The sequence below is a fragment of the Dolosicoccus paucivorans genome, assembly GCF_900100125.1.
GTDB classification, from domain to species: Bacteria; Bacillota; Bacilli; order Lactobacillales; family Aerococcaceae; genus Dolosicoccus; species Dolosicoccus paucivorans.
Window position 1 is genome coordinate 35204 of record NZ_FNEL01000004.1, and the last position, 23758, is coordinate 58961.

23 protein-coding genes are annotated in these 23758 nt (G+C 38.5%); 22 read left to right on the top strand and 1 reads right to left on the bottom strand.

All coding sequences use genetic code 11. The features are described 5' to 3' along the window. The first annotated feature begins 30 nt into the window (after positions 1-30). From BLR79_RS01400 to zwf, 22 genes are all read left to right on the top strand, one after another. Positions 31-354 carry a hypothetical protein gene (locus BLR79_RS01400; RefSeq protein WP_092084136.1) on the top strand — a complete coding sequence of 108 codons (324 nt, stop codon included), beginning with the start codon at positions 31-33 and terminating at the stop codon, positions 352-354. Further along, positions 344-2353: a V-type ATP synthase subunit I gene (locus BLR79_RS01405; RefSeq protein WP_092084138.1), complete on the top strand. Its 2010-nt coding sequence runs from the start codon at positions 344-346 to the stop codon at positions 2351-2353. The genes BLR79_RS01400 and BLR79_RS01405 overlap by 11 nt, the downstream gene beginning before the upstream one ends. Positions 2354-2355: 2 nt before the next feature. Then, on the top strand, positions 2356-2832 hold the full coding sequence (locus BLR79_RS01410) for a V-type ATP synthase subunit K (protein ID WP_092084140.1): 477 nt from the start codon (positions 2356-2358) through the stop codon (positions 2830-2832). A gap of 19 nt (positions 2833-2851) precedes the next feature. After that, positions 2852-3436 (top strand): hypothetical protein, encoded by a 585-nt coding sequence (locus tag BLR79_RS01415; protein WP_092084142.1) that lies wholly within the window; start codon positions 2852-2854, stop codon positions 3434-3436. 15 nt (positions 3437-3451) lie between these two features. Further along, entirely contained in the window at positions 3452-4468 is a 1017-nt protein-coding gene (locus BLR79_RS01420) for a V-type ATPase subunit (RefSeq protein WP_092084144.1), read from the top strand. Beyond that, positions 4452-4772 (top strand): V-type ATP synthase subunit F, encoded by a 321-nt coding sequence (locus BLR79_RS01425; protein ID WP_092084146.1) that lies wholly within the window; start codon positions 4452-4454, stop codon positions 4770-4772. Before BLR79_RS01420 ends, BLR79_RS01425 begins: the two co-directional genes overlap by 17 nt. Before the next feature lie 15 nt (positions 4773-4787). After that, a complete protein-coding gene (locus BLR79_RS01430; protein WP_092084148.1) occupies positions 4788-6566 on the top strand; it encodes a V-type ATP synthase subunit A in 1779 nt (592 codons plus the stop codon). Beyond that, the gene (locus BLR79_RS01435) at positions 6566-7948 is read left to right on the top strand and encodes a V-type ATP synthase subunit B (RefSeq protein WP_092084150.1); all 1383 of its coding nucleotides are present in this window, start codon (positions 6566-6568) and stop codon (positions 7946-7948) included. The genes BLR79_RS01430 and BLR79_RS01435 overlap by 1 nt, the downstream gene beginning before the upstream one ends. A gap of 6 nt (positions 7949-7954) precedes the next feature. Next, entirely contained in the window at positions 7955-8629 is a 675-nt protein-coding gene (locus BLR79_RS01440; RefSeq protein ID WP_092084152.1) for a V-type ATP synthase subunit D, read from the top strand. A gap of 121 nt (positions 8630-8750) precedes the next feature. Next, the gene (gene gmk / locus BLR79_RS01445; RefSeq protein ID WP_092084154.1) at positions 8751-9383 is read left to right on the top strand and encodes a guanylate kinase; all 633 of its coding nucleotides are present in this window, start codon (positions 8751-8753) and stop codon (positions 9381-9383) included. Positions 9384-9388: 5 nt separating this feature from the next. Further along, positions 9389-9592 (top strand): DNA-directed RNA polymerase subunit omega, encoded by a 204-nt coding sequence (gene rpoZ / locus BLR79_RS01450; RefSeq protein ID WP_092084156.1) that lies wholly within the window; start codon positions 9389-9391, stop codon positions 9590-9592. 134 nt (positions 9593-9726) lie between these two features. Next, positions 9727-10416, top strand: a complete 690-nt coding sequence (locus BLR79_RS01455) for an amino acid ABC transporter permease (protein ID WP_092084158.1) — start codon at positions 9727-9729, stop codon at positions 10414-10416. A 15-nt stretch (positions 10417-10431) separates the two neighbouring features. Continuing rightward, on the top strand, positions 10432-11277 hold the full coding sequence (locus BLR79_RS01460; protein WP_092084160.1) for a transporter substrate-binding domain-containing protein: 846 nt from the start codon (positions 10432-10434) through the stop codon (positions 11275-11277). A 162-nt stretch (positions 11278-11439) separates the two neighbouring features. Continuing rightward, a complete protein-coding gene (gene priA / locus BLR79_RS01465) occupies positions 11440-13854 on the top strand; it encodes a primosomal protein N' (RefSeq protein ID WP_092084162.1) in 2415 nt (804 codons plus the stop codon). A 16-nt stretch (positions 13855-13870) separates the two neighbouring features. Further along, positions 13871-14836 carry a methionyl-tRNA formyltransferase gene (gene fmt / locus BLR79_RS01470; protein ID WP_092084164.1) on the top strand — a complete coding sequence of 322 codons (966 nt, stop codon included), beginning with the start codon at positions 13871-13873 and terminating at the stop codon, positions 14834-14836. Between the two features lie 8 nt (positions 14837-14844). Beyond that, entirely contained in the window at positions 14845-16203 is a 1359-nt protein-coding gene (gene rsmB / locus BLR79_RS01475) for a 16S rRNA (cytosine(967)-C(5))-methyltransferase RsmB (protein WP_092084166.1), read from the top strand. A gap of 11 nt (positions 16204-16214) precedes the next feature. Then, positions 16215-16985, top strand: a complete 771-nt coding sequence (locus BLR79_RS01480) for a Stp1/IreP family PP2C-type Ser/Thr phosphatase (RefSeq protein ID WP_092084168.1) — start codon at positions 16215-16217, stop codon at positions 16983-16985. Continuing rightward, positions 16985-18970 carry a Stk1 family PASTA domain-containing Ser/Thr kinase gene (pknB, locus tag BLR79_RS01485; protein ID WP_234970759.1) on the top strand — a complete coding sequence of 662 codons (1986 nt, stop codon included), beginning with the start codon at positions 16985-16987 and terminating at the stop codon, positions 18968-18970. The genes BLR79_RS01480 and pknB overlap by 1 nt, the downstream gene beginning before the upstream one ends. Before the next feature lie 128 nt (positions 18971-19098). Continuing rightward, a complete protein-coding gene (gene rsgA / locus BLR79_RS01490; protein ID WP_092084171.1) occupies positions 19099-20034 on the top strand; it encodes a ribosome small subunit-dependent GTPase A in 936 nt (311 codons plus the stop codon). Positions 20035-20046: 12 nt separating this feature from the next. Then, a complete protein-coding gene (gene rpe, locus BLR79_RS01495) occupies positions 20047-20691 on the top strand; it encodes a ribulose-phosphate 3-epimerase (RefSeq protein ID WP_092084172.1) in 645 nt (214 codons plus the stop codon). Beyond that, a complete protein-coding gene (locus BLR79_RS01500; protein WP_092084174.1) occupies positions 20691-21371 on the top strand; it encodes a thiamine diphosphokinase in 681 nt (226 codons plus the stop codon). Before rpe ends, BLR79_RS01500 begins: the two co-directional genes overlap by 1 nt. Before the next feature lie 25 nt (positions 21372-21396). Further along, entirely contained in the window at positions 21397-22848 is a 1452-nt protein-coding gene (gene zwf, locus BLR79_RS01505) for a glucose-6-phosphate dehydrogenase (RefSeq protein WP_092084176.1), read from the top strand. Between the two features lie 54 nt (positions 22849-22902). Here the strand turns inward: zwf and rpmB are convergent, their stop codons facing one another. Next, a complete protein-coding gene (gene rpmB, locus BLR79_RS01510) occupies positions 22903-23091 on the bottom strand; it encodes a 50S ribosomal protein L28 (RefSeq protein WP_092084178.1) in 189 nt (62 codons plus the stop codon). Between the last annotated feature and the right edge of the window lie 667 nt (positions 23092-23758).

Here is a 23758-nt window from a genome sequence, read left to right on the forward strand (position 1 = left end):
GGTATAGTACTACTTACAGGAGGTGACTATATGAAGGAGTCTACTCTTCAATTGATGCAATCCATTGAACGTGAAGCGGAAGAAGAGTTAAAGCGTTTCGATTCGAAAATAGAATCTTATCGCCAAGAAGTAGAGCAACAGTTTGAACTTGAAGCAAACGAATATGATGCTCAAACAGAATTACTCGTCCAAGAACTAAGACAGAAGTTTGATGCGGAAATTAACGATGCCAAAACTCAGCGCGATGAAACGATTCGACGAAACGAAGAAACGATCAATGAAGCATTGAATCAACACAAACAACGACTCATCAAAAATATTGTAGAACAGGTGGTGGCAACTTATGGCAATTAGTCCAATGAAATATGTGACTATTATTGCAGCAAAACAATCTTTAGATTCTGTCCTTCAATCTGTTCAACATTTAAGACAAGTTCATGTTAAAGACTTATCGACCGAAGAAGAGTGGCACGATGTGTTCCATAATGAAGAAACATCTACTCCGTCTTTAATTCATCAATATGACGAAGTTGAAGATGTTCATTTGAGTGATGAGGAAGCCCTTCAATTTTTAAACCAACGGATTAAACGAATTGAAGACGCTATTCATCAATATGAGCACTATTTACCCGCTAAGAAGCTATGGGAGAAATTGCGTACACCTCTTCCATCATTAAGTTTTAAAGAAATTGAACAACAAGGACGCGCTTTTGACGAACATCAAGTCGTTGAATATGCTCGTCGTTCTGTTGAGCGCTTAAATGAAATTGATACGCAAGAAGAATTAGTTAGAGCACGACACGACAGCTTAAATAAATGGCGTAACTTAGAAGTAACTCCATTGCAACTGCAAGGATTCAAATACGTTAACGCACTGATCGGAACTGTTCCTAATACGGAAGACGATGAATACATTAACGAAATTAAACGTCATCCAGACTTTGTTTATGATGTAGTGTACTTAAATGATTACGAGTATGGACTTGTCGTCTTTAGTGCGTTACCAGTCGAAAAGATGCAACATATTCTTCAAGATTTCGGTTTCCAACCTTTTGAATACGAAGAAACAGTTTTACCTCAAGTTAAACTGACAGCTTACGAACAAGAGATGGACGACTTAAAACAAGAGCGTCAATCAATCATTCAAAGTATGCGTTCAAAACAAAATGAACTGGAAAACTTAAAAGTTCAATATGAATATGTCTCAAACTTAGCGTCTAGAGAACGAGTGAAACGTTATATTGGTGACACTCAAAACTTAGTCGCGATTGAAGGTTGGATTGAAGAAGAAAAAGCAGAAGCATTCCAACAAGAACTCACACAACAATTTGGTCATGAAATTGTCATTCGAATTGATCAAATTGAAGAGGAAGATTATGACGAAGTTCCTGTTAAACTAAAAAATAACCGTTTGTTCGAGCCTTTCGAGCAAATTACTTCAATGTTTGCTTTACCAAAGTATGGTCACTTTGACCCGACACCTTATATGATGCCGTTTTATGCGGTATTCTTCGGGATGATGGTAGCAGACGCAGGGTATGGTTTATTACTTATTTTAGGAACTTGGTTAGGTCTAAAGTTATTCCGATTAGCGCCATCTATGCGTTTAAACTTTAGATTATTCCACGCTTTTGGCTGGACAACTCTGTTGTGGGGGTTAATTTACGGATCATTCTTTGGCTTATCCTTACCGTTTAAACTTCTAGACGTTACTGAAGACGCCTTAGTTGTTATCGGAATCAGTATTGTTCTTGGAGCCATTCAAATGGTTTTAGGATTTATGTTAAATATTAAAGAACAAATAATCGAAAAAGATCCTTATACTGCTTACACCGACGGTTTAGCATGGATTTTAATTTTCGTCGGGTTAGTGTTCTTTATCGCAGGTAAATTTGTGCCAGGAATGGCTATGCTTATGACGATTGGTAAATGGCTTGCTTTAATTAACGTGATCGGTATTGTCATTGTATCGATTGCTAAAGCAAGAGGCGCAGTTGGACTTGCGACAGGATTGTATAACTTATTCGGCGCAAGTGGTTATATCGGGGATTTTGTTAGTTACACTCGTTTAATGGCACTTGGATTATCTGGTGCAAGTATCGGGTCAGCTTTCAACATGATTGTTGATATGTTCCCAACGCCACTTAAATTTACAATCGGGATTGTATTGTTTATATTTATTCATTTATTTAACTTGTTCCTATCCTCTCTATCGGGATACGTTCACGGGTTACGTTTAATTTTCGTTGAGTTCTTTGGTAAATTCTTCGAAGGTGGCGGACGTCCATTTGAACCACTAGGAGCAAAAGAAAAATATGTTGTTATTAAAGAAGAGAAAATGGGGGATTATTAATTATGGCAAACTTAGCAGAATTTTTAACAAATAACGGCGGACTATTTTGGGCTTGGTTAGGTATTTTCGTTGCAGTAGCCTTTTCAGGAATGGGTTCAGCCTTAGCAGTAGGTGGCGTAGGTCAAGCAGCGACAGCACTATTAAAAGAAGAGCCTGAAAAATTCGCTAACGCGTTAATCTTACAGTTATTACCAGCAACACAAGGTTTATACGGATTCGTTATTGGATTCTTAATTTGGACTTCATTAGGTGATGGTCTAACTACAGCACAAGGTATGGGCTACTTCCTAGCAGCATTACCAATTGGTTTAGTAGGTTACTTCTCAGCAAAACACCAAGGTAAAGTATCTGAAGCTGGTTTACAAATCTTAGCAAAACGTCCTGAAGAAACAATGAAAGGTGTTATTCTATCAGCGATGGTTGAGACGTATGCAATCTTAGCATTCGTTATTTCAATCATGATGTACTTCAACATTTAATTTGAGAAAGGATGATCCCATGAGCGATCTATCGCAATTAAAAGAAACGGTCATCGCTCAAGCACGTCAGGATGGTCAAGCGGCTTTTGAAGCTGCTAAGCGTGAAATTGATGAACGCTTAAAAGAACGTCGTTTACGTTTAGAAGATGAAAAACAATCATTGAGACAACAACGCATCAATGAAGAAACATCCAAACATCAACAGATGTTACAACAAATTCGTAATGAAGAGCGTCAATCATCATTACAAAGTAAACAAAATGTTCTTCATGAACTATTCCAAGGAGCTATCGAAACGATGGAACAAGCTTCTGAAGATGACCAACTTAAATTTTTCGACGCGGTGATAAAACGTTATGATTCGACACCTATTTCAGTACAATGGGGCGAAAAGACATTACAACAATTATCACCTCAAGCATTAGAATCCTTAAAAGAAAAATACCCGCACGTCACATTTGAAGAACAAACAGTGGCAAATGAAGGTGGATTCATTGTTAAACATAAAACAGTGGAATATAACTACTTATATGAAGAGTTAATTCGTCATTTCCAAGCAGAAGAAAGTCACAAAATTGCTGGCGAAGTCTTCAAATCATTATAGTAAGGAGGGGTTTGAATGGACGGTAAAAATTATTCACAAATAAATACGTCTATTAGCGTTAAAGAAAACTCATTCTTGACGCGCGAAACGTTTAATCAGCTCCTTCAAGCGCAATCACGTGATGTGATAGCAAACACTTTAAACAACACTGATTACGCAATGACGCCAGAAGAATTAAATGAAACGCGCTTAATTGAAAAGCGTCTCATGCGCGTCTTGCGTGATCAGTATGATTTTGCTTATCAAGAAGCACCTGATCCGCGAATTGTTGATATTTTTAATCTAGTGTATGTTTACCATAACTTAAAAGTATTGATGAAAATGAGAGCAACTGGTAAAGATCTTGAAGATTTATTAATTGATATCGGACGCTACTCGATTAATGATTTACGTTATGCAGTAACGACGCTTGAATCGACTGTACTGCCTGATTATATTGTTGATGAACTACGTCAAACATGGCGCAGTTTCGAAGACTATCAAAGTACAGAAGCCATTGATGTGGGAATTGACTTAGCGTACTTCCATCATTTAAGTGAATACCGTAAAGAAATTGATAATGAAACAGTCCGTCATATCATTCAAATGATGATCGACTTTTTCAATATTACAACGGCTAAGCGTGGGTTAGAACAAGATCGACCAAATGCGTTTATTTACGAGTTGATGTCGACGAAAGGTTCTCAATCCATGGAAGAAATGCTCGAACTGGTTCGCAATAACGAAATTGGGGCATGGTTTGACCGAGTCAACTTATTCCCATTTGGTAAACAATACGACCGTTATGTCACTAAAATGCATAATGGAACGATTACGGCGGGAGAACTGGAATACTTACGCGATGCCTATATCGCAACAGTGCTTGACGAAACGCGCTTAGAGCCGTTTAGTCCAACGCCCGTATTGCGCTACTTATTTGGTAAAGAAATGGAAGTTAAAAATTTACGTTTAGTGCTACTAGGCTATTTAATGGATTTAGATACTAAACGAGTGGAAGAAAGGATGCGACCTGTTTATGGCGAAACAATATAAAATTGGTATTGTCGGAAATAGAAACGCGATCATGCCTTTCCACCTCGTTGGTTTTGACATGTATCCAGTAACTTCCGGCCAAGAAGCAGTGAAAGTATTAAAGCAATTAGCTGAGGATGATTATGGCATTATCTACTTGACCGAGGAAATTGCCGCCCAAATCCCAGATACTATTCGCTACTATGACACTCAACTAACGCCAGCTGTTATTTTAATTCCAACTCATCGAGGAAGTTTGGGGATTGGTAAACAGCGCGTTCAAGAAAATGTGGAAAAAGCAGTCGGTCAAAATATTTTAGAATAATAAGGAGGAAATCGATTGAAACAAGGTCAAATTGTTAAAATTTCCGGACCATTAGTCGTTGCTTCCGGGATGGAAGAAGCGAACATTCAAGATATTTGTTATGTCGGAAATTTAGGACTGATTGGCGAAATTATCGAAATGCGCCAAGATGAAGCCTCCATTCAAGTATATGAGGAAACTTCAGGATTAAGACCCGGAGAGCCGGTCGTGACAACAGGAGCACCTCTTTCTGTTGAATTAGGACCTGGATTAATGTCACGTATGTTTGATGGAATTCAACGTCCATTAAAAGAGTTTATGGAAGCAACTGGAAGCGACTTTTTAGTTCGTGGAACGGAAGTAGATGTATTAGACGATGAGAAGGTATGGGAATTTAAAGCTACAAAACAAGTTGGCGACAAAGTTGTCCCAGGTGACATCGTCGGAGTGGTTCAAGAAACACCCGTTGTTGAACACCGCATCATGGTTCCAGTAGGCGTCGAAGGAACATTAACAAAAATTAGTGACGGTGACTACACCATTAAAGATATCGTCTACGTCGTTGAACAAGAAGGTAAAGAAGACTTTAACGGAACAATGGTTCAAAAATGGCCTGTTCGTAAAGGACGTCCTTACCAAAATAAAGTCGCACCAAAAGATCCACTTGTTACCGGACAACGTGTTATTGATACATTCTTCCCAGTCACTCAAGGAGGAGCAGCAGCTGTTCCTGGTCCATTCGGTGCGGGTAAGACCGTTGTACAACACCAAATCGCTAAATTTGCGAACGTAGACATTGTTGTTTATGTTGGTTGTGGTGAGCGCGGAAACGAAATGACGGACGTATTAAACGAATTCCCAGAATTGATTGACCCAAATACAGGTGAATCCATTATGGCGCGTACAATTTTAATCGCGAATACGTCAAATATGCCCGTAGCGGCTCGTGAAGCGTCAATTTATACGGGAATTACGATTGCTGAGTATTACCGCGATATGGGTTATACGGTGGCGATCATGGCGGATTCAACGTCTCGTTGGGCGGAAGCACTTCGTGAAATGTCTGGACGTCTAGAAGAAATGCCAGGTGACGAAGGGTACCCAGCTTACTTAGGTTCACGTATTGCTGAATATTATGAACGTGCTGGACGTGTTCAAACCCTTGGTCAAGAAGGCCGTGAAGGTGCGATTACTGCGATTGGAGCGGTATCACCTCCAGGTGGGGATACGTCTGAGCCGGTAACGCAAAACACACTACGTATTGTTAAAGTGTATTGGGGATTAGACGCAGATTTAGCTGCTCGAAGCCACTTCCCATCGATTAACTGGTTAAACTCTTACTCACTTTATTCCGATGATGTGACTCGCTTAATTAGTGAAGAAACTGGAACAAACTGGTCACAAATGGTTCGTCACTCCATGGGTGTTTTACAAAAAGAAAGTGAATTAGAAGAGATTGTACGTTTAGTAGGTATTGAATCTCTATCTCAACGTGACCGTATTACAATGAATACAGCGCGTATGTTACGTGAAGACTACTTACAACAAAACGCTTTTGACGATACAGATACGTACACTTCTTTTGATAAGCAAGTTGCGATGTTATCAAATATTCTTCACTTTGAAGAAAAGTCAATCGAGGCGTTACAATTAGGAGCAACCTTTGACGACATTATGAACGGTACTGGCGAATTACGTGACCGTATCGCTCGTAGTAAATACGTTAAAGAAGAAAATATTGAAGACATCAAAGCGCTACATCAAACCATTGATGAAGCAATGCGTGATGTATTACAAAAAGGAGGCGACTATTAATGGCAGAAATTAAAGAGTATCGGACGGTTTCTGAAGTCTATGGTCCTTTAATGATTGTCGATGGCGTATCAGGAGTTGCCTTTAATGAGCTTGTTCAAATTCAACTTCAAAACGGTGAAGAACGAACAGGACAAGTACTAGAAGTTGATGGAGATCGCGCGGTCGTTCAGTTATTCGAAGGATCAAGCAACATTAACTTACAAGAAACAAAAGTACGCTTTACTGGACGTCCATTACATATTTCTGTATCTGAAGACATGGTTGGTCGTGTCTTTAACGGAATGGGCGAAGTTATTGACGAAGGTCCAGAAATCATTGCAGATGAGTATTTAGATATCGATGGGCAAGCGATTAACCCGGTTGCTCGTGACTATCCAGATGAGTTTATTCAAACAGGGGTATCAACGATTGACCACTTAAACACATTAGTTCGTGGACAAAAGTTACCTGTATTCTCAAGCTCTGGTTTACCTCATAACGAATTAGCGATCCAAATTGCTCGTCAAGCGAACGTATTAGATTCAGACGAAAACTTTGCGGTTGTCTTTGCGGCTATGGGGATTACTTATGAAGAAGCTGACTTCTTTATGAATAGTTTACGTGAAACTGGTGCGATGGATCGTGCGGTATTATTCGTTAACTTAGCTGACGACCCAGCGATTGAACGTATCGCAACACCAAAAATTGCGCTAACCACCGCTGAATATTTAGCTTACGAAAAAGACATGCACGTGTTAGTTATTATGACGGACATGACAAACTACTGTGAGGCGCTACGTGAAGTATCCGCTGCTCGTCGTGAAGTTCCAGGACGTCGTGGTTACCCAGGTTACCTTTATACAAACTTAGCCACTCTATATGAACGTGCAGGACGTTTAGTTGGTAAGAAAGGGTCCGTAACCCAGCTTCCAATTTTAACTATGCCTGAAGGGGATATTACCCACCCAATTCCTGACTTAACAGGATACATTACGGAAGGGCAAATTATTCTTTCCCAAGAATTGTATAATAAAGGGTTACAACCACCAATCGACGTATTACCATCTCTATCTCGTTTGAAAAACAAAGGGACTGGACCTGGTAAAACAAGAGAAGATCACCAACCAACAATGAACCAAATCTTTGCTGCTTACGCTGAAGGTAAACAAGCACAAGAATTATCTGTTGTTTTAGGTGAATCAGCTCTATCTGAAACAGATAAAAAATATGTAGAGTTTACGGATGCCTTTGAAAGACAATATGTTGACCAAGGTTTTACAACCAACCGTACTATTTTTGAAACATTAGATTTAGCGTGGGATATTCTATCAATCTTACCGCGTACTGAATTGAAACATATTAAAGACGATCTGATTGATAAATACCTTCCACAAAAGGATTGATAGCTTATGGCACGATTAAACGTAAAACCAACTCGTATGGAGTTGGCCAAGCTAAAAGAGCGCTTAGAAACCGCCACACGGGGTCATAAACTATTAAAAGATAAACGCGATGAATTGATGCGTCAATTCATCGGGTTAATTAAAGAAAACAACGAATTGCGTCAAAAAGTTGAAGATCAATTAACGGAGTCGATGCAAGACTTTGTTTTAGCTAAATCTTTAGAAAGTGACCAAGTGGCTGAAGAGCTCTTTGCGGTCCCTTCTAAAGAAATTAAACTTCATATTCAATTAGATAACGTCATGAGTGTGCATGTTCCTAAAATGCATACGGATGTTCTTCAACATAATGAAATTAATGGGGTTCCTTATAGTTATGTTGGTTCAAACAGCGGTATGGATAACGCAGTAAGAGATGTGGAAAACTCTTTAAGTGACTTACTTCGTCTAGCTGAAATTGAAAAGACTTGTCAATTAATGGCGGATGAAATCGAAAAGACTCGTCGCCGTGTAAATGGATTGGAATATCGTATTATTCCAGAATTAAAAGAGACGATTTATTACATCGAAATGAAACTAGAAGAAGCAGAACGCGCATCCATTACCCGTATTATGAAGATTAAAGATTTAGAAGAAAAAGCGGACGCAAGAGACAAAGAAGAACACGTCGCTTACGACTTTTAATTTAAAATCATGTAGCTTAAATCGGCTACATGATTTTTCTTTTTAAACATCTTTAATAACTTCAAAGAATGTGATAAGATTAATGATACATATTAAATAGTTCAACAAGTGGGAGGTACACATGTCGGTAGTAAGAGGTTTATTAATTGTTCTATCAGGACCTTCTGGTGTGGGGAAAGGGACAGTGAGAGCTGCCGTATTTGACCGAGAAGATCACAATTACGTCTATTCTGTATCTGCCACAACCCGCCAAAGTCGTCCCGGAGAAGTGCACGGAGTGGATTATCATTTTGTCACCCATGATGAGTTTAAAGAGCTTATCGATCAGGATGCTTTATTAGAATATGCGGAATACGTTGGTAACTTTTATGGAACACCGATTGCTAAAATTGAAGAAGAATTGGCTAAAGGCCACGATGTCTTTTTAGAAATTGAAGTTCAAGGGGCAATGAAGGTGCGCGAACGAATGCCAGAAGGCGTCTTTATTTTCCTAGCACCGCCAAACTTAGGTGAATTAGAAAATCGCATTACAAACCGCGGAACAGACTCGCAAGAAGTTATCTACGAACGAATGCAAAAGGCACGAGAAGAAATCGAATTAATGAAGCATTATGACTATGTAGTTATTAATGACGAAGTAGAAAATGCCGTCGATCAGATTAACGCCATTATTTGTAGCGAACATTTAAAAGTTGAGCGGACGATTGAGAAAATTCAACGAGATATTCACGACTATTTTCAAAAAGGAGACTAGATAAAATTATGTTATACCCATCTATTGACCGTTTAATTGATGCGGTCCCATCTAAATATAGTATGATTATTTTAGCCAGTAAGCGTGCTCACCAATTGGATGAGTATGATAATGAATTATTAGAAAAGTATCAGTCAGTTTCCTCCGTTGGAAAAGCTCTAGAAGAAATTGCTGAAGGTGTTTTACAAATTAGTGAAGACGCAGAATAATGATTGAAAGGCCTTTGTTGACAAGTTCAACAAGGGTCTTTTTTTGTGCATTTTCATTCAAGTTAAATAATTGCGATGAATGAAAGCCTTTACTATACTAAAAACAAACGTAAAAGAAAAAGGAAGGTGAGGCGGTGTCTTACTTATTTGATGTATCCCTTGCGTGGAAAAGTTTACCCTTTGTACTGCAAGGGTTAGGGTATACTTTAGGAATTTCTTTGGCAAGCTTTTTAATAAGTCTTATGACAGGAACGATACTTGCTTTAATGCACAGTAGCTCGAATAAGCTGTTGCGTGGCTTAGCTAAATGCTATATTTCTTTTTTTAGAGGGGTGCCAATTTTAGTTGTTTTATTTGTTTTGTACTTTGGATTGCCTTTTATGAAAGTGACGCTAACGGCTCTTCAAGCTTCTATCATTGGTTTTTCACTGACATGTACTGCTTATTCCAGTGAAATTATCAGAGCTAGCCTTTTGGGGGTAGATAGAGGTCAGTGGCAAGCGGCACGTTCTTTAGGGTTATCCTACAAAAGCACGTTATTTAAAGTAATTTTTCCTCAATCGATCCGATTAGCCATACCGGCTTTAAGTAATGTGTTGCTTGATTTAGTAAAAGGTTCGTCACTCACAGCAATGATTACTGTGCCTGATATTTTTCAAAAGGCAAAGATTGTCGGCGGAGCTAATAATAACTATATGACCATGTATTTACTTTTAGCCATCATTTATTGGGTTATTTGTACTTCTTATGCTGCGCTGCAACATCAATTGGAAAAGAAATTTAATTGGTCGAATGACTTAGTCGTAGAATCGATGACCATGTAAAGGGAGGGAAAATCAATGAAAATTTTAAAAAGAATCTTAGTAGCACTGTTAGTTCTGATCGCGGCATTCAGTCATCTAGTAAAAACAAAGGCTAATGAAAGCTTTTTAGATGATGGAGTATTAGATGTAGCTATTTCTGGCACTTTATATCCAGCGAATTATTATGATGACGAGCAACAACTTAAAGGGTACAACGTTGAAATATTACAACAGATCGCCAAAGAATTAGGAGTCGAAATAAAGTTTCATGAAATGGGAGTCGACGGCATGTTTGCTTCCCTTACTTCAGGACAAGTTGATTTAGTAGGCGAAGGGTTAGAGCCGAATAAACAGCGAGAAGAAGACTTTTTAATTGGTGAGCCGATTAAATATAGCTTCACATCGATTATTATTCGTTCTGATGGTTCTTCTAATATTGACTCTTTAGAAGATTATCAAGGTAAAAAAGCTGCCGGAGCTGCTACGACCGATTATATGCAAATCGCCAACCAATTAGGAGCAGAAATGGTAGTGTACGATAATGCGACCAATGAACAATATTTACTCGATGTTGCTCACGGACGTACCGATTTTATTCCCAATGATTACTACTTGCAAAAAAGTGCCCTTGAGTACTTCAAGGATTTAGACATTAAAATGGGCGATTTATTTTATAACCCATCGACAGCTTCTTTCGTTTATAGAAAAGACGCTGAAGCATTAAAAGAAAAAGTAGATGAAATCATTCAAAAGATGAAAAAAGACGGTCAATTAGCCGGGCTATCGAAAAAATATTATAATGGGGAAGATGTGAGCGTTCAAAAAGAAGAAATTAACGGTGTTAAAATAAAGGACTTACCCGTCATTGAATTAGATCACTAGTCTGTTAAATTTAAAGGGATTCTATTTTTCCTTGGATGAAATTTCATCTCGAATAAGCTATAATAAGGAAAGAGCAAATGAAAAGTGTTGGATGAAACGATGTTCCTCCGACACTTTTACTTATTATATGGATTATTTAAGGAAAGGAGGAACGAACAATCTATGAACGTTAAAGTGATTGTCGACTTACCGAATGCCCAAGTGAATCGTCCTTTTGATTATCATGTTCCTAAAGAATGGGAGTCCCTGATTCAATTAGGAATGCGAGTCGAAGTCCCCTTTGGTAGACGACAATTATTAGGATTTATCGTCGAATTAAATTCACAAACCGATTACGACGGGAAATTGAAAGATATTACTGGACTCTTGGATTATGAATCTTTTTTAAATGAAGAGCTTATTGAGTTGAGTGAATATTTAACAAAACAACTTCAAGTGTTTCAAATTACTGTTCTACAAGCGATGTTACCTAGCGTTCTGCGAGTTAAATACGATGTTCGCTTTAATGTATTAGACCAAGAATCACTGGTCAACGAATATCCACAATTAAATGAAATGGATTCGCTTTCTAAAGAGGCCTTAGAGAGTCAATTAACCCATTCCCAAATTGCTCGCTTAATTAAAGATGGCACGATTCAAGCTGAATACTTAGTTAAAAACCAAGCCACGAATAAAAAAGTGACTTATTTACAACTCAACCAAACCGATGAAGGGCTTCAAAAAGAGTTAGAACAATTATCAAACCGTAGTTACCGACAAAAAGAACTTCTCCAGTTTTTACTCACGCAACCTCAAGAAATGTCCCTTACCACTAATGAATTGAGCCATCGATCAGGTGTAAGTCCTTCGATTATCCAAACAGCTATTCAAAAAGAATGGCTCAGACAAACAACGAAGACAGTTTACCGTGATCCATTGGCAGATCAAGAGATTAAAAACCTCCCTAAACAAACGTTGCTACCAGAACAACAAAGGGCCTATGAATCAGTCAAACATGCCATGGACCAGCATCAAGCCGAAACCTTTTTATTAGAAGGGGTCACAGGCAGTGGTAAAACAGAAGTGTACTTGCAGTTGATGGAAGAAGCATTAAATAAAGGGCAGTCATCTATTTTGCTTGTACCTGAAATTGCTTTAACACCTCAAATGGTTGAGCGTGTAGTAGGGCGATTTAAAGAAGGCGTGGCCATTTTACATTCGGGTCTTTCTAATAGCGAGCGCTATGACGAGTGGCGACGGATTATTCGTAAAGAAGCACAAATTGTTATTGGAGCTCGCTCGTCTATTTTTGCGCCTTTAGATAATTTAGGTTTGATTATTATTGATGAAGAGCACGAAACGGTTTATAAACAAGCGGATAATCCCCGTTACCATGCTCGAGACGTTGCGATTTGGCGCAGCAAATATCACCAATGCCCCGTTTTACTAGGAAGTGCAACCCCTTCTTTAGAAAGTCGCGCCAGAGCGCAAGTAGGAAATTATATATTATTGAAAATGACTCAGCGAGTGCATCAACGGCCATTGCCACCTATTGAATTGGTTGATTTAACAAAAGAACGAATTGATCGATTGCATCCTGAGTTTTCAGATCGACTAGTTGAAGCGATTAAGGAACGCTTAGACCGAAAAGAACAAATCGTTTTATTATTAAATCGCCGCGGCTATGCGACTTATATATTATGCCGTGAGTGCGGGGAAGTAGTCGGTTGTCCTCATTGTGACATTTCACTGACTTATCATAAAGTAGGCAACCAGCTTAAGTGTCACTACTGTGACTACACACAACCGGTTCCTAAAACTTGCCCTCATTGTCATTCACAACATATTTATCCGGTAGGATCAGGCATTCAAAAGGTAGCCGAAGCGCTACAGGAGCTGTTTCCTACCGCTCGAGTCATTCGCATGGACAATGACACGACCCGTCGTAAGGGGCAACACCATAAGTTATTACAACAGTTTAGAAATCACGAGGCAGATATTTTATTAGGAACACAAATGATCGCCAAAGGCTTAGACTTTCATAATGTAACGTTAGTCGGAGTGATTAATGCAGATACGGCATTAAATTTACCGGATTTTAGAGCTACCGAGCGTACCTTTCAACTTCTCACTCAAGTAGCTGGACGGGCCGGGCGGGGGGAATTAAGGGGTGAAGTGATTATTCAAACTTATAACCCTAATCATTACGTCATGCAGCTGGCTAAACGCCACGATTATGAACGGTTCTTTGCCTATGAAATGAAACGACGTCATCTAGCTCACTATCCGCCTTATTACTATACAACCCTCGTTACCATTACTAGTAAAAAGCGCGCTCTAGCTCAAAGAAAAGCATATGAAGTTAAAAACCATTTATTATGTAAACCGCTACCTAATCCACAATCGGTAATTATTTTAGGACCTAGTCAAGCACCGATTGCTCGGATTAACGATGTTTACTACTATCAACTGATATTGAAATATAAAGATGTTCGACTTATCCAAAAGCAATTAGAAGAAATTATTGACGATAATCAAAAAGAACATCGTCAAGGATTATACGTCAATATTGATCATAATCCATTATTTTTCATGTAAGAAAGGAAGAAGATCTATGCCACGCATTATTTTTATGGGAACTCCTCAATTTGCCCAAACGGTACTCCAAGGGCTAATAGATGAAAAGTATGATGTCATTGGAGTAGTGACTCAACCGGACCGTCCTGTTGGACGAAAGCGTGTACTAACGCCAAGTCCAGTTAAGGAACTTGCTTTAAAATATAATATTCCTGTCTATCAACCGGAACGTATTGGTCGATCTGAAGAATTACAAGAATTAATTGATCTAGAGGCAGATTTAATTATTACTGCAGCTTACGGTCAATTTGTTCCAACGAAATTACTAAATGCACCAAAATACAAATCGATCAACGTTCATGCTAGTTTACTGCCGAAATATCGTGGAGGAGCACCGATTCATTATGCGATTTGGAATGGGGACGATGAAACGGGAGTATCCATTATGTATATGATTAAAGAAATGGATGCTGGAGATATTATTAGTCAAAAGCGCATTAAAATCACTTCCCAAGATGATGTGGGAACAATGTTTGAAAAGCTCGCTCTATTAGGTCGGGATCTACTGTTAGAAACCTTACCGGCTATTTTTAATGAAACGATTGAACCCATTCCTCAAGACGAAGAGAAGGTCACTTTTTCACCCACTATTCCAAGGGAAAAAGAACAAATCAATTGGGAACAAACAGCACAAGAAGTGGATTACCACGTTCGTGCCTTTAGACCTTTTCCAAGTACTTATACATGGTTAAATGACCAGCGCGTTAAAATTTGGGCCGGTCATCCTGTGGAAGGCACCTTTGAAAAAGCACCCGTTGGAACCATTGTTTCAAATACAAAAGAAGCTTTAATTGTTCAGTGCGGTAAAGAAACTTATTACGCCGTGACCAGTTGGCAAGAAAGTGGACGTCAACGAGTAGATATTAAAGACTTTGTCAACGGTCAACGATTAGAAGAAGTACTCGGACAACAATTCGAATACAAAGCTTCTAAAAGTAAGTAGGCTTTATAATGAAGATTAAAAAAAGAGCTCAACAACAATTTGCCGGTAACCCGCGCTGGCAAGCTTTAACCATTTTATATCAAGTAGAGTATCAAAAAGAATATTCCAACGTATTAATTCAACGCATGTTACAAAACACGTCGTTAGAAGAACGAGACAGTCGCTTAGTCGTCGAACTCGTGTACGGCGTCATCCAACGACGCAAGACATTAGATTACTATTTATCTGCTTTTATAAAGGGAAAGAAAATTGATCCTTGGGTCCTAACTTTACTCCGATTGACGCTGTATCAAATGGAATATTTAGACCGAATTCCTAATAGAGCGGCCATTCATGAAGCAGTAGAAATTGCTAAAACAAATGGGCATCAAGGACTAGGCAAATTCGTGAACGCTATTTTACGCCGCATCCAGCGTGAAGGGGTGCCATCTTTTGAAGCGATTAAACCATTATCTAAACGATTAGCAATCCAATACAGTATAGATGAATGGATTGTTGAAGATTTGTTAGAAACTTTTGATGGCGAAAAGACGGCCCAATTATTAGCCAGTTTACTGGAGCGACCTTATGTTTCAGCGCGCATTAACGCCCCTTCAATGCAACGAAAACAACTCATTGACGCATTTCAAGCATTAGGCTATGACGTTCAAGAAAGTAAATTATCTCCTGTAGGTATACGTTTTATGACTGGGAATCCTGTGAACAGTCCTTTATTTGAAGAAGGAAAAATTACCATTCAAGACGAATCATCCATGTTAGTTGCTCCTTTAGGTGATATTAAAGGAGATGAAAGAGTATTAGATGCTTGCGCCGCTCCAGGAGGAAAAGCGACCCATATTGCTTCTTTATTAACAACGGGCCATTTAACAGCGTTAGATATTTCTAAAAGAAAATTAAATAAAGTGGATGAACACTTACAACGTATGCATTTAGATGAAAAAGTAACCACCCATGTAGCCGATGCATCAAAATTTGTTCCAAAAAATGATGAATTATATGATATTATATATCTTGATGCGCCGTGCTCAGGATTGGGTTTGATGCGTCGCAAACCGGAAATAAAATATGAAAAAACACGTCGAGACATTATTCAATTAAGTAAAATCCAAGAAAAGTTATTAGATCATATGGCCACTTTACTTAAGCCAGGAGGAACTTTGATTTACAGTACATGTACGCTAACACAGTTAGAAAATGAAACAGTACTGAAACGCTTTTTAGAAAAACACGAAGCGTTTTCCGTTGACCCCATTAAAGCGACGGAAGTACCTGAGGACATTTTAACCCCTCAAGGCTTCGTTCGCGTTTGGCCTCATCAATATCATACAGACGGATTTTTTATAGGACGATTAACTAAGTCTCGGTAAGAGGTGAAAATATGAAAGTTTCTTTACACTCTAATATCGGTAAAAGAAGAAGGTCAAACCAGGACTATGCTGATAGCTATCAATCCCTTAAAGGCCAATCGCTACTTATTTTGTGTGATGGTGTAGGTGGTCACCAAGGGGGCGATATCGCAAGCCAAATGACTACTGAGTTTATTGGTACACGTTTTGCAAATCTTGATAAAGTCCTCGAATTAGAGACAAGTAAGCAATGGATGGCAACGACCATTGCAGCCGCTAATGAACACGTTAATATGGCAGCTAAACAGGATGAATCTTTAGCTGGAATGGCTACGACACTCGTGTTAGCGCTTATTTTAGATAAAGATCAAGCTACCATTGCTCATTTAGGCGATAGCCGAGCTTATCAATATGCAAATAACCAACTCACACAATTGACTCAAGATCACTCATTGGTGAACGAGTTAATTAATTCTGGCGAATTAAGTCAAGATGAAGCCGAAAACCATCCTCAAAAGAATGTGGTGACGCGTTCTATCGGTGGAGGCGGGATGGTGGATGTGACGCCAGATTTTACTGAAATTAATTTAAATCATATCGACATGTTAATGTTATGTTCCGATGGATTAACAAATATGGTCGATGAAAAAACAATGAATCAATTATTTGATCAATATTGGCAAAGTAATGAACTGGGAGATCAGTTAATTGAAGCAGCCAATCAAGCAGGTGGCGACGACAATATTACGATTGCTTTAGCTTCGTGCTTTAATACAACATCTTATAGTAAGGAGGAGAATTGATGGATATTGGAGATAAACTATCTGACCGTTATGTTATAAAAGACGTCATCGGTCAAGGTGGTATGGCCAATGTATTTTTAGGCCATGATTTAATATTAAACCGGGATGTCGCCATTAAAGTGTTGCGCTTTGACTTCCAAGATAATAAAGATGCTATCCGTCGTTTTAGACGTGAAGCCATGTCCGCCAGTCAATTACTCCACCACAATATTGTTGAAGTCTATGATGTAGATGAAGAAGACGGAAAGCAATATATTGTTATGGAATATGTTAAAGGAGAAGATTTAAAAACATATATTAGAAAACATTCTCCTTTACCATTAGAGTCCGTTGTTTCGATTATGATGCAACTTCTATCAGCTATTGATTTAGCTCATAAACATCAAATTATTCACCGTGATATTAAACCACAAAACGTTTTAATTAAAGACGGTTCGGAAGTGAAGATTACTGACTTTGGGATTGCGATTGCTTTAACGGATACATCGATTACCCAAACCAATACGCTATTAGGTTCCGTCCATTACCTTTCTCCTGAACAAGCTAGAGGAGCCAATGCGACGGTTAAATCAGACATTTATGCTTTAGGAATTGTTTTGTATGAATTGATTACTGGCACGGTCCCCTTCGACGGAGAATCGCCAGTCTCGATTGCTTTAAAGCACTTCCAAGAAGACTTACCAAGTGTACGCGAGCAGTATGATTACATTCCTCAAAGTTTAGAAAATGTTATTTTAAAAGCGACGGCTAAAAACCCGGAAGATCGCTATGCTTCGGTTCAAGAAATGTTAGCTGACTTAAGTACAAGTCTTAATGAAAGTCGTTTTAATGAACCGATGTTTATTCCACCTTCAAAATTGGAAGAAACCATTGCGATTAAACCCATTAAGGCTCTTTCGGCTAGTTCATCTTCTTTAGATCAAGCAACCAGTAAAGGATCGGAACCTCTAGATGAAGAAGTGTTCCCGCGCTTTGATGAAGTAGCGCCGATTGAACCAGCTAAGCGAACCAATTGGTGGCTTAAATATCTTTTACCATTTATTTTAATGGTGGCTTTAATTGCAGGAGGATTTGGAGCATATAACTTCTTTTACTTAAATACGACGATGCCGGATATTGAAGGTTTAACTCAAGAAGAAGCTCAAGAAGCTTTATCTAGAGCTCACTTAACCTTAGGTGAAGTTCAAAAGGTATGGAACGAAACAGTAAAAGCAGGTGAAATAGTTGATACAAAACCTACTGCAGGAACTCGTTTAAAACGAAACAGTACAGTTGATATCATTATGAGTAATGGAAAAGAACAAGTACAAATTGGTGATTATATCGGCATGGAATATGAAGAAATTAGACGCCGTCTAACTGAAGCAAACTTCATTGTTCAGCGCCGTGATCTAGCGACTACTCCCGATCAAGCAGGCATTATCTTAGATCAAGATATCCAACCTGGAAGTCAAGTAATTCCAAGCGAGACACCCATTACATTAACAGTAGGGAATGCACCTGAGTCGGTGACGATGCAAGATTTCTATAACTTATCAGAAGAAGTCGTTCATAACTTTGAAGCCGGTTTTGGTATTAATGTTGAATATGAATATGATTATGATGAATTTATTCCAGTCGGCCAAGTGATTAGTCAAGAGCCAGAAAGCGGCACTCACTTAGAACCAGGAGATACCATTTCTGTTGTTATTTCTAAAGGCCCAAGGGAAGAACATATTGTCCCACAACAAGTCAATATCGATATCGAGTATTTATCTAAATACGATGACAAAGACGTAGATAAAGAAGATCCTTTACCAAACGTTATCCGCGTATATATTGGGGACGTCAATAATGACATCAATCAAATCGCAGAAGAATTTGAAATTAAAGAATCGAGAACGATTCAAATCTTTATGTATATTAAAGAACACGGTACGGGCCAATACCGTGTGACGCGAGATGATGAAGTCATCGCCGAAAACGGCCAAGTCTATCCACAATAATAAGAACAGTCCATGAACTAGCTCAACTTGCTTCATGGATTTTTTTTGTTAGCTACTTTAATCACTAGAAAGAAAGCTTATGTTATAATTGTGTCAGTGAAAAGTAAATAATTATAAGGAGGAACAGAATGACCGACCAAACGGTTCAATTAACGGGAACAATTTTTCAGTCAGTCGCAGGTTTTTATTATGTATGGGCGGACGGTACGTCTTATGCTACAAAGCCTCGAGGAAACTTCAGACATTTAAACATTAAGCCTCTTGTAGGCGACCGCGTCGTCTTTGAGTTAGATACTCTTGATGAGCAATCCGAAGGGCGTATTATTGAAGTATTAGATCGCACTAGTGAGCTCAAACGACCAGCTGTAGCGAATGTGGATTATGCCTTTGTTGTAATGGCGCTAACGCAGCCAGCTTTTTCTTATAATTTGTTAGATTATTTCCTCGTGTCAATGGAAGCTCAAGGCATTCAGCCGATGATTATTTTAACAAAGTACGATCTATTAATAGAAGAAAAAGGCGAAGAGAAAGCCAATGAATTGGTGGAAGAAATTAAACGGGTTTATCACCAAGCCAATTACACTGTCAAAGTATTTAACTATCAAAAAGAAAGTCATGACCAATTAGAAGCCCTCATTGAAAAGGAAGCAATTTATACCGTTGTGGGGCAAACAGGAGTGGGGAAATCGACTTTACTGAACGCTTTAATTCCGGATGTTAACATTCAAACAGCGGCGATTAGCGAGTCTCTTAACCGCGGACGTCATACAACGCGAGAAGTGACGCTATACCGCATTGGTCACGGATTTGTTGCTGATACGCCAGGATTTAGTTCCATGGATTTATCACGTATCGAAAAAGAACAACTCCAACAGTATTTCCCAGAAATATGGCAAGAGGGTGCTTATTGCCGCTTTAATTCATGCCAACATATTAATGAACCAGGCTGTCACGTTAAACAAGCGGTTGAAGAAGAAACGATTGCGACAAGTCGCTACAACAACTATTTAGATATGTATGAGAAAATTAGTCAAGCTAAGCCGGTTTACAACCGCAAGAAATAAAGGAGAGATTATATGAAAATCGCACCATCAATGCTAAGTGCAGACTTTGCTAACTTATTAGACGACATTAAAGAAATTGAAGCCTTAGGAGTAGAATATTTACATATTGATTTAATGGACGGAATGTTTGTTCCTAATATTTCTTTTGGTCCTATGGTTTTTGAAGCGTTACGTCCTCATACAGATTTAGTATTTGATTGTCATTTAATGATTCAAGAGCCTGAACGTTATGTTGAACAAGTCGCTGACGCTGGGGCAGATATTATTACTGTCCACGTTGAAGCAACGGACCATATTCACCGTGTGATGCAACAAATTAAAGACTTAGGCAAAAAAGCTGGAATTGTTTTAAACCCTGGGTCCCCTTTAAGTGCCATTGAGTCGGTTTTAAATTTAGCTGATTTAGTGTTAGTTATGTCGGTTAATCCGGGCTTTGGTGGCCAAACTTTCATTCCTGAATCACTTGATCGTATTAGACAACTGGATCAGTGGCGAAAAGAACGCGGGTACCATTATGAAATTGAAGTAGATGGTGGGGTTAATGCTGAGACTGGACCGCAATGTTTAGACGCCGGAGCGGATGTTTTAGTAGCAGGGTCATATATTTTTGGTCACAAAAACCGTAAAGAAGCCATTGAGTCTTTAAGAGGCGAGTAATGGAAAGAGATTGCGTCGTTGTGGTTGCTGGAGCACCCATTAAAGATACAAGATGGCTTAAACAAACCTTAGATAGTCATCCCAATGCCTATCGGATCGGAGTGGACCGGGGGGCATTAAAATTAAGTCGCTTAGGTTTTCGTCTCGATGAAGCCGTAGGAGACTTTGATTCGGTAAGCGAAGAAGAATTTTGTTTAATTAAACAATCCACTCATCAGTTGACTCAATTGCCCCGCGAAAAAGATTTAACAGATTTAGATGAAGCTTTATTACATATTACATCGAACCCATCTTTAAATAATAAGCCAGTTTATATTTATGGCGCTTTAGGAAGTGGGGGCGGGCGGTTAGATCACTTGCTTCATAATATTAGCCTTTTTTCCCGTGAATTGTTTAAACCTTTACTTTCTAGAGTTCACTTAATCGAAAAAGACCAAGAAGTATTAGTCTTTAAACCAGGATTTCATTTAATTAAAGAAGCACCTCGTTGGCAATATTTTGGGGTTTTCACGTTAAATAGTGTAAAACAATTGACCATTCAACAAGCAAAATATACACTAGAGCCAACGGATACAAAAGGATTTACAAGTTGGATTAGTAATGAGTTTATTCCTCATCAAGATGCACTGATTCAATTTGAAAGCGGCATTGTATTTGTTGTTTTAACCGCATTAACATAAAATTAGAAGAAAGTTAGGTGTCGACATGTCATTATGTCCCGTGTTAATTACACTCTTTGGTGCCACTGGAGATTTAGCTAAACGTAAGTTATATCGCTCTATTTTTTCTTTATACCAAAAAGAAAGCATTCCAGAGGAGAACTTTGCGGTCATTGGAACCGGACGTAGAAAATGGTCAGATAACTACTACCGCACAATCATTAGCGATAGTATTAAAGATTTAAGTGATGATTGGGAAGAAATTTCTGAATTTGTCAGCCATTTTTATTATTTATCCCATGATGTGACGGATGAAGATCATTACGCTGTTTTATACGATAAAGTTGAAGAGTTAGATAAAAAGTATCAAATAGAGGGAAATCGTCTCTTTTATTTATCTATGGCGCCACACTTTTTTGGCCTGATTGCCAATCATTTAAAGGACCACGGATTTATTAACCGTGACCGTGGCTTTAACCGTTTAGTGATCGAAAAGCCCTTTGGATCAGATTACGAGACCGCAAAACAATTAAATGATGAACTTACTCATAGCTTTTTAGAAGATGAAATATTTAGAGTAGACCATTATTTAGGTAAAGCCACCGTTAAAAATATTTTAACAGTTCGTCAGGCAAACGCCATGATTGAGTCTTTAATGAACCGCCAATTCGTTAAAGAAATTCAAGTGTCCTTATTAGAAGATATGGGCATTGGCACAAGAGGGAGCTACTATGACGTTACTGGCGCTTCAAGAGATATGTTACAAAACCATATTTTACAACTCATTTCATTAGTATTGATGGATTTGCCTGAAGAAGACACGCCGGAATGTATCCACCGAGCTAAAGAAAAAGTGCTACAAGAGATTGAATTGATGACTGAAGATAACGTCAACGAGCGGATCGTTAGAGGTCAATATGGGGCTGATGATCCGACGAATACAGCTTACCGTGATGAAACAGATGTCGATAGCGATTCGATTACCGAAACTTATATTTCTGGCTACTTTAGTGTTGATAATGATCGTTGGCGTGACGTACCAGTTTATTTTAGAACGGGCAAACAATTGGCCGAAAAGTTATCCGTGGTGCACGTCGTGTTTAAAAACCAATTTGCTTTAAAAGACGCTAAACAAAAAGAAAACGTCTTAAGCTTTTACTTATCAGGAGATCGTGGAGTACAAATTCGTTTAAATACAATTTCTTCTAATCCGAAACGACATAATGAAGCTGTTCCTCTTAACTACTCTAAAGTAGATGAACAATTAGCTGCATTTGCTGATGACTATGAATTTATTTTATATGATAGTATTGCTGGACGAAATGAAAACTTCGTTCATTGGAGTGAATTGGCCCAGTCTTGGAAGATTGTAGACAGTATTCGTTCCAGTTGGAAAGCTCATCCAGCTCCTGAGTTTCCAAACTATGAAGTAGGGTCTGTTGGTCCTTATGCTTCTGATATGATGTTACGTCAAAACAATTCATCTTGGTTATACTAACAAAAAAAGCACGTCTTGGTTAAAAAACCAGAACGTGCTTTTAATCTTAAGTGCTTAAACGCGTTGTACTTTACCTGATTTTAACGCTCGTGCAGAAGCCCAAACTTTCTTAGGCTTACCATCAACCATAATGCGAACCTTTTGTAAGTTAGGTTTGAATGTACGTTTAGAAGCGTTCATCGCGTGTGAGCGATTATTTCCAGTTTGTGTCTTACGACCTGTGAAATAGCATACCTTTGCCATGATTTATTCCTCCTTCGTCTGCAAGAGCTTGCTCTTTGCTTTTTGAATACTTTACAAATTTAACATAACTCAACCATTTAAGCAAGTTTACAAAGAAAAAAGTTAGAAGATTATTCTAGAGTAGTCAAACATATGTGACACATACTTAAAGTTCTAGTACAAAATAAATAGAATTGAATAGGGTTCTGGGGGACCGCGGTCCCCCAGAAAAAATTAAGCACTTTGTGATTCAAAGTATTGGGCCACGACTTCATTCGGACTTAAAAAGTTAAGTACTTTACGATGGATATTATTACTTCGGTTAATATAACGCGTATGCGCCTTAAAGAAAGCTTCTTCTGACGTAAATGTTCAACGATGGTAAAAGCGCTCGTCTATCGCATCTCTTCTGTTATAATTGACTTCATGGGGAGCTTCCTTTCACACTATGGTTTTTAATTTTGTCTAGATATAGTGTACCAGAAGCTCCTCTTTTTTTTATGTTTTCGTGTCACATATGTATGATACCCTTCCACAATTATTTCAAGAGATATTTTTTATTCACTTAGCAACAATAGACTGCGTTCTTGAATTAATTGCTCTAGCTCCTCTATATCTTCTTGTGTTGCTTGTTTCTTTATGAAGTTTCTAGCTGTCGATCTATTTCTTAGATAACGAGCTCGTTCAC